At 51.1% G+C, this 12,572-nt stretch carries 11 protein-coding genes; 3 read left to right on the top strand and 8 right to left on the bottom strand.

Annotation, left to right across the window (positions count from 1 at the left end):
• Together apaG and apaH are read left to right on the top strand one after the other, a co-directional pair.
• Complete coding sequence (gene apaG, locus MNO13_RS03460) at positions 1–378, top strand: Co2+/Mg2+ efflux protein ApaG (RefSeq protein ID WP_064543478.1); 378 nt, start codon at positions 1–3, stop codon at positions 376–378.
• A gap of 4 nt (positions 379–382) precedes the next feature.
• Positions 383–1,234 (top strand): bis(5'-nucleosyl)-tetraphosphatase (symmetrical) ApaH, encoded by an 852-nt coding sequence (gene apaH / locus MNO13_RS03455; protein ID WP_064543476.1) that lies wholly within the window; start codon positions 383–385, stop codon positions 1,232–1,234.
• 45 nt (positions 1,235–1,279) lie between these two features.
• Here the strand turns inward: apaH and folA are convergent, their stop codons facing one another.
• Positions 1,280–1,759: a type 3 dihydrofolate reductase gene (folA, locus tag MNO13_RS03450; RefSeq protein WP_064543474.1), complete on the bottom strand. Its 480-nt coding sequence runs from the start codon at positions 1,757–1,759 to the stop codon at positions 1,280–1,282.
• A 277-nt stretch (positions 1,760–2,036) separates the two neighbouring features.
• On the opposite strand from folA, the gene MNO13_RS03445 reads away from it, so the two are divergent.
• Positions 2,037–2,651 (top strand): LysE family translocator, encoded by a 615-nt coding sequence (locus tag MNO13_RS03445; protein ID WP_241939532.1) that lies wholly within the window; start codon positions 2,037–2,039, stop codon positions 2,649–2,651.
• 102 nt (positions 2,652–2,753) lie between these two features.
• Here the strand turns inward: MNO13_RS03445 and kefC are convergent, their stop codons facing one another.
• The 7 genes from kefC to MNO13_RS03410 all read right to left on the bottom strand — a co-directional run bounded on the left by kefC (position 2,754) and on the right by MNO13_RS03410 (position 12,523).
• Positions 2,754–4,610 carry a glutathione-regulated potassium-efflux system protein KefC gene (gene kefC / locus MNO13_RS03440; protein WP_064543470.1) on the bottom strand — a complete coding sequence of 619 codons (1,857 nt, stop codon included), beginning with the start codon at positions 4,608–4,610 and terminating at the stop codon, positions 2,754–2,756.
• A complete protein-coding gene (gene kefF / locus MNO13_RS03435; protein WP_121814892.1) occupies positions 4,603–5,133 on the bottom strand; it encodes a glutathione-regulated potassium-efflux system oxidoreductase KefF in 531 nt (176 codons plus the stop codon). Before kefF ends, kefC begins: the two co-directional genes overlap by 8 nt.
• A 105-nt stretch (positions 5,134–5,238) precedes the next feature.
• Complete coding sequence (locus MNO13_RS03430; RefSeq protein ID WP_064543466.1) at positions 5,239–5,472, bottom strand: YgdI/YgdR family lipoprotein; 234 nt, start codon at positions 5,470–5,472, stop codon at positions 5,239–5,241.
• A 140-nt stretch (positions 5,473–5,612) separates the two neighbouring features.
• Positions 5,613–8,837: a carbamoyl-phosphate synthase large subunit gene (gene carB, locus MNO13_RS03425; protein WP_064543464.1), complete on the bottom strand. Its 3,225-nt coding sequence runs from the start codon at positions 8,835–8,837 to the stop codon at positions 5,613–5,615.
• An 18-nt stretch (positions 8,838–8,855) separates the two neighbouring features.
• Positions 8,856–10,016 (bottom strand): glutamine-hydrolyzing carbamoyl-phosphate synthase small subunit, encoded by a 1,161-nt coding sequence (gene carA / locus MNO13_RS03420; protein WP_064543461.1) that lies wholly within the window; start codon positions 10,014–10,016, stop codon positions 8,856–8,858.
• Positions 10,017–10,483: 467 nt separating this feature from the next.
• Positions 10,484–11,305 carry a 4-hydroxy-tetrahydrodipicolinate reductase gene (dapB, locus tag MNO13_RS03415; protein ID WP_121814891.1) on the bottom strand — a complete coding sequence of 274 codons (822 nt, stop codon included), beginning with the start codon at positions 11,303–11,305 and terminating at the stop codon, positions 10,484–10,486.
• A gap of 150 nt (positions 11,306–11,455) precedes the next feature.
• A complete protein-coding gene (locus MNO13_RS03410; protein ID WP_064543457.1) occupies positions 11,456–12,523 on the bottom strand; it encodes a LacI family DNA-binding transcriptional regulator in 1,068 nt (355 codons plus the stop codon).
• Positions 12,524–12,572 lie beyond the last annotated feature (49 nt).

Here is a 12,572-nt window from a genome sequence, read left to right as displayed (position 1 = left end):
ATGTTAAATTCGCCCCGCGTATGCATTCAGGTACAAAGCGTCTATATCGAATCACAGTCCTCTGTGGAGCACGAACGTTTCGTCTTTGCTTATACCGTAACCATCCGTAACCTGGGGCGAACACCGGTGCAATTACTTGGCCGTTACTGGCTTATCACCAATGGTAACGGTCATGAAACTGAAGTTCAGGGCGAGGGTGTGATTGGCGTCCAGCCGCATATTGAACCGGGCAACGAATACAGCTATACAAGCGGTGCGGTACTTGAAACACCGCTTGGCACCATGCAAGGCCATTACGAAATGGTCGACTCTCAGGGCGATGCCTTCCGCGTCGCTATTCCCGTATTCCGTTTGGCTATTCCAGCCTTCATTCACTAATCCAATGTCTACATACCTGATTGGCGATGTTCACGGCTGTTACGATGAACTGGTCGCTCTACTGCAACAGGTTGATTTTAAGCCTGGTGAAGATACTTTATGGCTTACGGGCGATCTTGTCGCGCGTGGGCCGGGTTCACTTGAAGTCCTGCGTTTTGTGCGTGGACTGGGTAACAGCGTGCGTCTGGTTCTCGGTAACCATGACCTACATCTGCTGGCCGTTTATGCAGGCATCAGCCGCAATAAGCCCAAAGATCGCGTGTCCCAGCTGCTGGAAGCACCTGATGCTGACGAATTGCTTAACTGGCTACGCCGCCAGCCGCTGCTTCAGGTTGATGAAGAGAAAAAACTGGTAATGGCTCATGCTGGGGTCACTCCGCAGTGGGATTTGAACACCGCAATGGCCTGTGCACGTGATGTCGAAGCCGTGTTATCGAGTGACAGCTATCCGTTATTCCTCGATGCGATGTATGGCGATATGCCTAACAACTGGTCACCAGAACTTTCAGGATTAGCGCGCCTGCGGTTTATTACCAATTCACTGACCCGTATGCGTTATTGCTTCCCGAACGGGCAACTGGATATGTACTGCAAAGACACGCCTGAAAGCGCGCCCGCTCCGCTGAAGCCGTGGTTTGCGATCCCTGGGCCTGTGACTGCTGAATATTCCGTTATCTTCGGGCACTGGGCATCGCTGGAAGGCAAAGGCACGCCAGAGGGCATATACGGGCTTGATACCGGCTGCTGCTGGGGTGGCGATCTAACTTGCTTACGCTGGGAAGACAAAACCTATTTCGTTCAGCCCTCCAATCGCCAGAAAGATGTGGGCGATGGTGAAACGGCTATCGCTTCATAAGAAAAAACCCGGTCATTAACCGGTTTTTTTCTTTTCCAGCCCGTCTTATCGACGTTCCAGAACCTCGAAACAGTAGCCGTGCGAGTTATTCTCGTCCGCATCATGGAATTCGCTGAACGTTGACTGCCACTCGTCCGGGTCGTAATCCGGGAAATGCGTGTCACCTTCCACTTCTGCGTCAATGTGCGTCAGATACAGACGCTGTGCTTTTGGCAGGAACTGTTCGTAAACACGCCCACCGCCAATCACCATAATTTCTTCCGCATCGCCACAGGCTTTAATAGCGTCCTCTACGGACGAAACCCACTCAACGCGGTCATCGGTGCCTGGCTTGCTGCTAATGACGATATTCTTGCGCCCTGGAAGCGGACGACCGATAGATTCCCAGGTCAAACGCCCCATAACGACAGGTTTATTCAGTGTATTACGTTTAAACCATGCCAGATCGGCAGGGATGTCCCAGGGCATGGCGTTTTCCATGCCAATTACACGATCTACCGCTAATGCAGCAATCAGACTGATCATTCTATTAACCCACGGGTGGTGAAAAAAATTGCCGCCACTATACGGAAAGCGCAATCTTTCGTCGACTATCCACAAGCTTCTGCGTAAGAATTTTTTCGTTCTGCGACTGTAAACCTGTCACGTAATGCTTCCTGATATAACAGGAACAATGAGTTAGCGTAAAAGCGCCCAAAGTAACGTAAAAAATTCTTAACTGTGGCCTGCCACAGACTATAAGTCTATGCTCTAGCTGCGGTATAGTTCACGATTATTGATCGTATCTTTACCGGACATTGCCATGCTGGAAACCACGCTTTTTGTCGCCACTATTGCCACTTTGGGGATGCTCTCCCCTGGGCCTGATTTCTTCCTGGTTATTAAGAACGCCGCTCGCTATTCACGCTCGGCAGCAATGATGACCTCGCTGGGAGTTATCAGCGGAGTGGCAACGCACATGACTTATTGTGTTGCCGGGTTAGCGGTAGTGATTACCACCACTCCGTGGTTGTTCGGCTTGCTGAAATATGCCGGTGCTGCATATCTAATTTGGATTGGCGTACAGGCACTGTTAGCACGCGGCGGCGGCAAAATGGATGTCAGTAATATTGAACGCCAGCAAACCGCGCTAACAAAAGCCTTTTTACAAGGCTATCTGTGCAACCTGTTGAACCCGAAAGCAACTTTGTTCTTCCTCTCTGTTTTCACCCAGGTTTTGAGCATCCATTCAGGCACCATGGAAAAACTGTGGTACGCAGGCGTCATCCTGATGCTGTCCGTCGTCTGGTGGCCGTTATTAGTGGTGCTGATTCAAAGCGAGCCGGTGCGTCGTGGACTTGCCAAAGCGCAGAAAATTGTTGATAAATTGCTGGGCGGGATGTTGATAGCTCTGGGAATAAAAGTCGCCTTGAGCTGATTTCTTACCGCAAAAAATCGGTGGATGTCGCTAACGCTAATCCACCCTAAAACGGTTTGCGTAGGTCGGATAAGCGTTAGCGTCATCCGACACAGCCTTTAGCTACTCGGGCTTAACAGGCGGTTCATCAGCCAGTTTCCCCGAATGAATCCCCTCCTCAGTACCCTGCCAACCATGGCGCTGAATCACATTGAGATGCGCACGGTCTTCGTTAATCACATCGGCCAACATGGCGCTGGTGCGTTTGAGAACATCGGCGCGTGCTGACCAGTCAGGTGCAGGCACCATTTCTTCCACCATCTGCGCATTGAAGCGGCGGAAATGGTCGGCTCGTTCACGTGCCTCATAACTCCCTACACCCAGCCCTTCGAGCGCCCTACGCCCCACTTTCAACGCACCTTCAAAAGTCTCACGCTCAGGTTGGTCAACCCCCAACTGTCGCAGGCGAATGAAATGGTCGAGGTCACGTGCGCGCGCAATCACTTTCAGATGCGGGAAATGCTCTTGTACAAGTTCTGCTAACTGCATATTTGCATCCGGATCGTCGATGGCATTGATCAGCACTTCCGCTTTTGCAGCACCCGCGGACTCCAGCAAATCCACGCGCGTCGCATCGCCATAAAACACTTTAGTGCCAAACTTTCTCAGCGTTTCGATATGATCTGGGTCGTGATCGAGAACCACCATTTTCACGCCGCTGGTCAGTAACAAACGCCCGGCGATTTGCCCAAAACGACCAAAACCTGCGATGATCACACGCGGCTGTTCCTCATCGATTTCATCCGCTTCTTGCGCCTGCTCTGGGCCTGATTTTTCCAGGCGGTTGAGCAGCACCAGCAACAATGGCGTGGCCGCCATCGATAGCGCGACAGCAAGCGTAAGCGATTTTGCCCAACTGTCGTCCAGTACCTCAGCCATTCTCGCAGTACCAAAAATGACGAATGCGAATTCACTGCCCTGCCCTAACAGGACGGCAAACCAGCGCCGTTGTTTACGCGGCACGTTAAGCGGTTTTGCTACGATCCATAGCGTGATGATTTTTATCGCCAGGAAACCGAGTAACAGAACGATAATCCGCAAAGGGCTCTCCAGCAAAGTGCCGAAGTCTATCGACATGCCCACGCCAATAAAGAACAGCCCGAGCAACAAGCCTTTAAACGGTTCAATATCACTTTCCAGCGCATGACGATATTCAGAGCTTGCCAGTAACACGCCCGCCAGAAATGCCCCCATCGCCATTGAAAGCCCGGCTTCTTCAAGCAATAGGCCAAAGCCGAACACCATAAACAACGCCATGGCACTGAACACTTCGCGCAGGCCTGAACGCGCCACAAACCGCAGAACCGGGCGTGTGACGTAACGCCCAAGCAAAACAACAATGGTCAAAGCGCCAACCACTTTCAGAGCCGAAATAGAAAAGGCGGCAAAGGTCGTGGTTGCGCTACTGCTGGCTAATAAGGGAATCATCGCCACCAGCGGAATTGCTGCAATGTCCTGGAATAACAGCACCGCAAAGGCACTGCGCCCCATTTGTGAAACGGTCAGGTTTCGCTCATTCATCGCCTGCATGGCGATTGCGGTAGAAGAAAGCGCCAGAGTCAGACCGATTAACACCGCCACTTGCCAGCGCAACCCTAAGAACATACAGAACAAGCCGAGCAGCAATCCACACGCCACCATTTGCAGCGCACCGCCGCCAAATACTGACGCACGCAGCGTCCACAAACGTTGTGGGTCCAGTTCCAGTCCGATGACGAATAGCATCAAGACCACGCCGATCTCCGCAAAGTGAAGAATAGTTTCGGCGTCCGTCACCAGTCGCAATCCCCACGGCCCGATAATGCAGCCTGCGATTAGGTAGCCCAACACTGACCCCAGGCCAAGACGCACCGCAATCGGTACTATGATCGCCGCTGAACCGAGGTAAATCAGCGCCTGGATCATGCTGTGGCTATCCATGATTTGCCTCCTGCCAGTCGAGCAAACGTTGCTTGTACATTTCGGCTTGTACCTCGAGGGTATTTTCGTCACAGACAAACGTGAAATGGATAGTGAAATGCGGCAGCCAGTTCATGCCGCAATACAGCGCCGTAGCTTGCAATGGTTGGCCGAGAACAGCAAAACCAGGATGGTCGCCGAGTTCGAAATGGTTATCGCCACCACCAGTGGTAACAGCCCACATCACGGGTTTACCGCGCAGCGCCTTGCCGCCGTGGCCATACGCCCAGCCATGAGCCAGCACTTTATCAATCCACAATTTCATCAAAGGCGGCGTGCTATACCACTGCATCGGATGTTGCCAGATAACCAAATCAGCGCGGCTTAGCGCTTCTTGTTCAGCGGCAATATCGATGTTGAAATCTGGGTATAACTCATAAAGAGAGCGCACTTCCACATCAGGTAGTAGTGAAGCCTGTTCGAGCATTTTTCGATTGGCGTGGGAGTGATGCGGGTAAGGATGTGCATAAATAATTAAGATCATGAATAAGCCTGTTGTTTTACTGCTCTCTTTTAACGAAAGAGTGTAGTCAGTAATTCAACAGGCTAATAGTCAATATTCTTGACGGGTTAAGTGGATAAGTCTGAATTAGTTATCCAGTTCGCCCATTGATTTAACCTGGTCACGGTTAATCTGTTCTGTTTTTCCGGTTTCCGCATTTTTGTATGACACCAGTCCGGTATCATCATCCACTTGCGGCTTGCCATCGGTGACAATAGTTTTCCCGTCAGCAGTTTTCACCGATTGGTTGGAAGAACAACCCGCAACAGACATCAGCGCAATAGCGGCAAGAATTGGAGTGATGATTGATTTATTGAGCATTATTTTCTCCCTGCGTTCAATTTTCATTAGCAGGGTAATTATAGTCAGCGGCATGCGCTTCGCTTTCAGAACCAGAACACTCTTAAACGACAAACGGCCCCTGCAATGAGGAGCCGTTTATTTTTTATCAGTTAAAGAAATTAGCCTTTAATCTGCGCGTGCATTTCCTGAACTGAAATCACTTTCTCTGTCGCGTCAGAGTTCAACGCCATCGCCGTAGCAAAGCCGCCGTTCAGCGTGGTGTCGTAATGCACTTTATATTGCAGTGCGCTGCGGCGGATGAGTTTGGAATCCTCAATCGCCTGGCGGCCTGCGGTGGTGTTGATGATGTAGGTGTATTCGCCATTCTTGATACGGTCCTGAATGTGCGGACGGCCTTCATGCACCTTGTTCACCAGACGCGGGTTAATGCCAGCTTCGCCTAACACCACAGCGGTGCCATGAGTTGCATCCAGTTCAAAGCCCTGTTTCAGCAGTTTTGCTGCCAGGTCAACCACACGCTTTTTGTCGCCTTCACGAACAGAAAGTAGCGCGCGGCCTGGTTTACGCATCGTAGACTGGCTGCCCAGCATCGCTTTGGCGAACGCTTCTGCGAAGGTACGACCCACGCCCATGACTTCACCGGTGGAGCGCATTTCTGGCCCTAACAGTGGGTCAACGCCCGGGAACTTGTTGAATGGCAGAACCACTTCTTTCACCGAGTAATACGGTGGGATGATTTCTTTGGTCATGCCCTGTTGCACCAGAGTTTGCCCAACCATCACACGCGCCGCCACTTTCGCCAGTGCCATGCCGGTCGCTTTAGAGACAAACGGTACGGTACGCGCAGCACGCGGGTTCACTTCAATCAGGTAGACTTCGTTGTCTTTCACCGCAAACTGCACGTTCATCAAACCGCGAACTTGCAGCTCGAAAGCCAGTTTCTGCACCTGTTGGCGCATCACGTCCTGGATTTCCTGGCTCAGCGTGTAAGCTGGCAGAGAACATGCGGAGTCACCGGAGTGAACACCAGCTTGTTCGATGTGCTCCATAATACCGCCAATCAGTACGGTTTCACCGTCGCAGATGGCATCAACATCCACTTCTACCGCATCGTCAAGGAAGCGGTCGAGCAGCACTGGCGCGTCGTTTGAAACGCTAACCGCAGTCTGGAAGTAACGACGTAAATCCACTTCGTCATAGACGATTTCCATCGCGCGGCCACCCAGAACGTAGGATGGACGCACAACCAGCGGGTAACCAATATGGGCCGCTTTCTCGACCGCCATTTCGATAGCGGTGACGGTGGCGTTGGCAGGCTGTTTCAGCTTCAGGCGGTCAACGGCGTGCTGGAAACGCTCACGGTCTTCTGCACGGTCGATGGCATCCGGGCTGGTGCCGATAATCGGTACGCCAGCGGCTTCCAGTTCACGAGCCAGTTTCAGCGGAGTCTGGCCACCGTACTGCACGATGACGCCTTTTGGTTTCTCAACGCGCACGATTTCCAGCACGTCTTCCAGGGTTACTGGTTCGAAGTACAGGCGGTCGGACGTGTCGTAGTCGGTTGAAACGGTTTCTGGGTTGCAGTTAACCATGATGGTTTCGTAACCATCTTCACGCAGCGCAAGGGATGCGTGGACGCAGCAGTAGTCAAACTCGATACCCTGGCCGATACGGTTCGGGCCGCCACCCAACACCATGATTTTGTCACGGTCGTTGTTCGGGTTAGCTTCACACTCGTCTTCATAAGTAGAGTACATGTACGCCGTGTCGGTAGAGAACTCTGCCGCACAGGTATCAACACGCTTATAAACCGGGTGTAAGTTGTATTGCTCACGCAGTTTGCGGATTTCTGATTCGCGAACGCCAGCCAGTTTCGCCAGGCGCGCATCGGCAAAGCCTTTGCGTTTCAGGAAGCGCAGGAAGTCATGAGTCAGACCGGTAATGCCGATCTCTTCTACTTTTTCTTCCAGGCGAACCAGCTCTTCAATCTGTACCAGGAACCAGCGGTCAATGTTGGTCAGGTTGAACACGCCATCAACGGAGAGGCCCGCACGGAAGGCATCAGCAACGTACCAGATACGCTCAGCGCCAGCGTCTTTCAGCTCGCGGCGGATTTTGGTCAGCGCTTCCGGGTCATCCAGATTCACTTTCGGGTCAAAACCGGTCGCGCCCACTTCCAGGCCGCGCAGGGCTTTTTGCAGTGATTCCTGTTGGGTGCGGCCAATCGCCATCACTTCACCGACAGATTTCATCTGCGTGGTCAGGCGGTCGTTAGCGCCGACGAATTTCTCGAAGTTAAAGCGAGGAATTTTAGTCACAACGTAGTCGATAGACGGTTCGAACGAGGCTGGCGTTTTACCACCGGTGATATCGTTCATCAGCTCATCAAGCGTGTAACCCACCGCCAGTTTTGCCGCGACTTTGGCAATCGGGAAGCCGGTTGCTTTAGAAGCCAGCGCAGAAGAGCGCGACACACGCGGGTTCATCTCGATAACAATCAGACGGCCAGTTTTCGGGTTAACCGAGAACTGCACGTTAGAACCGCCAGTTTCCACGCCGATTTCACGCAGCACCGCCATCGAGGCGTTACGCATGATTTGGTACTCTTTGTCGGTCAGCGTTTGCGCTGGCGCAACGGTGATGGAGTCACCGGTGTGAATACCCATCGGGTCAAGGTTTTCGATAGAGCAGACGATAATGCAGTTGTCGTTTTTATCACGCACAACTTCCATCTCGTACTCTTTCCAGCCAATCAGCGATTCATCAATCAGCAGCTCTTTGGTTGGCGAAAGATCCAGGCCACGCTCGCAAATTTCTTCGAATTCTTCACGGTTGTATGCAATACCGCCGCCGGTGCCGCCCATGGTGAATGAAGGGCGGATGATGCACGGATAACCGACGTCCGCCGCAACCGCCAACGCTTCTTCCATATTGTGAGCAATGCCAGAGCGCGCAGTATCAAGGCCGATTTTTTTCATCGCCACGTCGAAACGGCGGCGGTCTTCAGCTTTATCAATGGCGTCTGCGGTTGCACCAATCATGGTGACACCGAATTCTGCCAGCACGCCTTCACGCTCCAGCTCCAGCGCACAGTTCAGTGCAGTCTGGCCGCCCATGGTTGGCAGAACCGCGTCCGGGCGCTCTTTCTCAATGATTTTGCGAACCACTTCCCAGTGAATCGGCTCGATGTAAGTTGCATCGGCCATTTCCGGGTCGGTCATAATCGTTGCCGGGTTGGAGTTCACCAGAATGACGCGGTAACCCTCTTCACGCAGCGCTTTACACGCCTGGGCACCGGAGTAGTCGAACTCACACGCCTGGCCGATAACAATCGGGCCTGCGCCGAGGATCAGGATGCTTTTTATATCTGTACGTTTTGGCATTTTCTTAGCTCCTGATACTTACTTGCTATTAAGAGTGGCGGTAGAACGGTAGTGCTTAATCAATTCGATAAAGTGGTCAAACAGCGGCGCCGCATCGTGCGGGCCAGGGCTTGCTTCTGGGTGCCCCTGGAAGCTGAATGCTGCTTTATCTGTACGATGAATGCCTTGCAGCGTGCCATCGAACAGTGACTTATGAGTCACGCGCAGGTTCGCCGGAAGTGTTGATTCCTCTACGGCGAAACCATGGTTCTGAGCAGTAATCATCACGCAATCGCGATCCAAATCTTTAACCGGGTGGTTGCCACCGTGGTGACCAAACTTCATCTTCACGGTTTTCGCGCCGCTCGCCAGAGCCAGCAACTGGTGGCCCAGGCAGATACCGAATACCGGCACGTCTGTTTCCAGGAAGGATTTAATGGCGCTGATGGCGTAGTCGCACGGCGCCGGGTCACCAGGGCCGTTAGATAAGAAGATGCCGTCTGGATTCATCTTCAACACATCTTCAGCTGATGTTTGCGCCGGAACCACCGTCAGGCGGCAACCGCGGTCAACCAACATACGCAGAATGTTGCGTTTCACACCGTAATCGTAGGCGACGACATGGAACGGTAAATCTTCTTCTTTAGCCGCTTCAGGCAACTCGCCTTCAAGTGTCCAGCTCCCCTGCTGCCAGGCGTAAGCTTCCTTCGTGGTGACTTCTTTCGCGAGATCCATACCGTTGAGGCCAGGGAAAGCTTTTGCTTTTTCCAGCGCCAGTGCGGCATCAAGGTTATCACCGGCAATAATGCAGCCGTTCTGTGCACCTTTCTCACGCAGAATACGTGTCAGCTTACGGGTATCGATATCGGCGATGGCCACAATGTTATGGCGCTTGAGATAAGAAGAAAGGTCTTCGGTATTGCGATAGTTGCTGGCAATCAGTGGTAGGTCACGGATGACGAGGCCTTGCGCATGTACCTGGGAGGATTCTTCATCAGCAGCATTGGTGCCGACATTTCCGATATGAGGATAAGTAAGAGTGACAATCTGGCGGGAGTAGGAAGGATCAGTGAGGATTTCTTGATAACCGGTCAAAGAGGTGTTGAAAACGACTTCCCCAATGGCCGAACCCGATGCCCCAATGGCCCGACCGTGGAATTGGGTTCCGTCTTCCAGAACCAATATTGCTGACTTAATCAAAACGCCCTCCAGGGAATAAACAGTCAATTTATTTGCATATTAATTCAAAATGAATTCAGGAATCAATGCAAAACAGCCTGTCATTTGGATTTTTGACAAACGGCGGCATTCTAGTGAGAGGCCGGGTAAAAGTCTACCATAAGCGCAACTTTTTATGTGTTTTTTACCAATCTAATGGATAAAAGAGGAATTGACCGATGAAATCAACAACTAACTTATAGTGCGTAATCGGTTGCGGACCAGGATGAGCAGGAAAGCTGGGCATGGCGGCATGAAAAGTGGACCAAATGGTCAAAATTAGACATAGAACAACGATTATTAGCAGGAAAAGTAAAACTTATGATGGTTACGATTAAAAAGCATAAAAAACACGGATAAAACACAACAAATAAAAAGGGCAATAAAACATTGCCCTATCAATCAAACAGTTATGATTGCAATAACCACATCACGATGGGTAATAACGATTACAAACTATTGAGATCAAGCACATCTCGCATATCGTAAAGTCCACTTTTCATCGAACTCAGCCACAATGCAGATTTGACTGCACCGTTTGCAAAAGTCATGCGACTTGATGCTTTATGGCTGATCTCAATACGCTCGCCGATGTCCGCAAACATCGCCGTATGTTCACCAATAATGTCGCCCGCACGCACCGTCGCAAAACCAATAGTGCCTGGAACGCGCTCGCCGGTGTACCCTTCACGGGAGTAAACCGCGCAATCTTTCAAATCTTTGTCCATCGCATGAGCAATGGCTTCGCCCATTGCCAATGCGGTGCCTGATGGCGCATCCACTTTATGGCGATGGTGCGCTTCGATGATCTCAATGTCGGTATAATCCCCCATCACTTTGGCGGCTTTCTCCAGAAGCTTAAGCATCACGTTCACACCCACGCTGAAGTTGGCCGCAAAGACAATCGGCACTTCTGCTGAAGCATCAGTAATCGCCTGCTTGCCCGCATCATCAAAACCGGTGGTGCCGATAACCATGCCTTTAGCGTGCTGGCGGCAAAAAGCCAAATGATGAAGCGTGCCTTCGGGACGAGTAAAATCGATAAAGACATCGAAATCATTCACTACCGCATCCAGGCTATCGCTGACGATAACTCCCGTTTTAGCGACGCCAGCTAATTCACCCGCGTCGCTGCCCACTAAGGATGACCCCGTGCGTTCAAGCGCTGCACCCAGTTTTACGCCATCCATCTGTAATGCTGCCTGAATCAGCTGTCGCCCCATGCGACCACCCGCACCCGCGATTGCAACGCGGACTTGTGACTCATCCATATCGACTCTCTTTTCTTTATTCAATAACCAATGAAACTGTTCTCAGATTAACGAGGCCTTGGGAGGCTCGCCACATGAAAACACCGATAATAAGAAATTTATGACAAAACGGCGGAATTATCAGTAAAACCCATTAATGCCTTAAAAGAATTATGGAATTGAATGAGTTTGATACAGTTCCCGACGCCGCCAGTTCACATCTGCCACCGAATCCCCCGGCTGAATGGAACCCTGAAGCAATAAATTAAAGCGCGGGCTGACTTCACGCATTAAACGACTTTGCAGAACATAAACCGCTTCGCTGCCCAATTCACGGCAAGGCTGGCAGGCCGCGGATAAACCGAGCTGTTTAATTTCATCCATTTCATGGGAATAGGCGCAACTCATCAGAGAAATATCCTCAGGTACTTGCAGATGCTGGTTTTTTAGCTCACTCAATACGGCCCGCGCAATGGCTGCGCTGCCGCAAAAAATAGCCGAAGGGAGTTCGGCTTTAGTGCGCGACTGGAGGTATTTTTTGAAATTGGCGCGGGCTTCGGTTTCACCATAACCTTTGGTTACCAGCAAATGCTCGGATTCATCAAACACCAGGTGGTGGTCGAGGCAGGCTCTTTTAAAGCCGTCAAGACGCTGGATCATGGTTTCACGGCGCAAATCGGTAAATAGCAGAACGGGACGATGCCCCTTCTCTAATAAATAGTTTGCCGCGCTATAGCCAATGGAATAATGGTCTGGCGAGACACAATCAAGACGCATTTTCTTATCTCTGGCATTTATCGTCACGATAGGCTTATTGCTTTCCGCGGCTATGCGATACAGTGATTCATCATCAATACCAATAATTATTACGCCATCAACATCCGACTGACTAATCGACCTCATGAATAATGAAGTATCAGCTTCATTAATATCAAGAGAACACTTTTTAACATGCGTATCATAATGTGAGACAGCGGAAACAACCCCCTGAATCACTTCGTAATAATAATGATCACCATGAGGAGTAAACGCTTCCGCAGGGGCACATATTAATAATGAGTTAATAAGTAAACGGCTGGCGGGAATATCCCGTAAAATATCCATATGACGAGCATGGTAAAATACCTTTTCTTTGGCCTGCGGGCTGACATTACTTTTACCAGCCAGCACCCGTGACACAGTGCTCGGTGACAGCCCTGTCAGCACAGCTATCTCTTTAATTTTCAGCTTCCCCGTCATTTTGTGATCGATACCTCATTAGAGAAATTACATTATTTTCACCATCAAC

The organism is Buttiauxella ferragutiae, assembly GCF_022637515.1.
GTDB lineage: Bacteria > Pseudomonadota > Gammaproteobacteria > Enterobacterales > Enterobacteriaceae > Buttiauxella > Buttiauxella ferragutiae.
The sequence above is the reverse complement of the archived record's forward strand: the minus strand, read 5'-3'. Positions and strand labels throughout refer to the sequence as shown.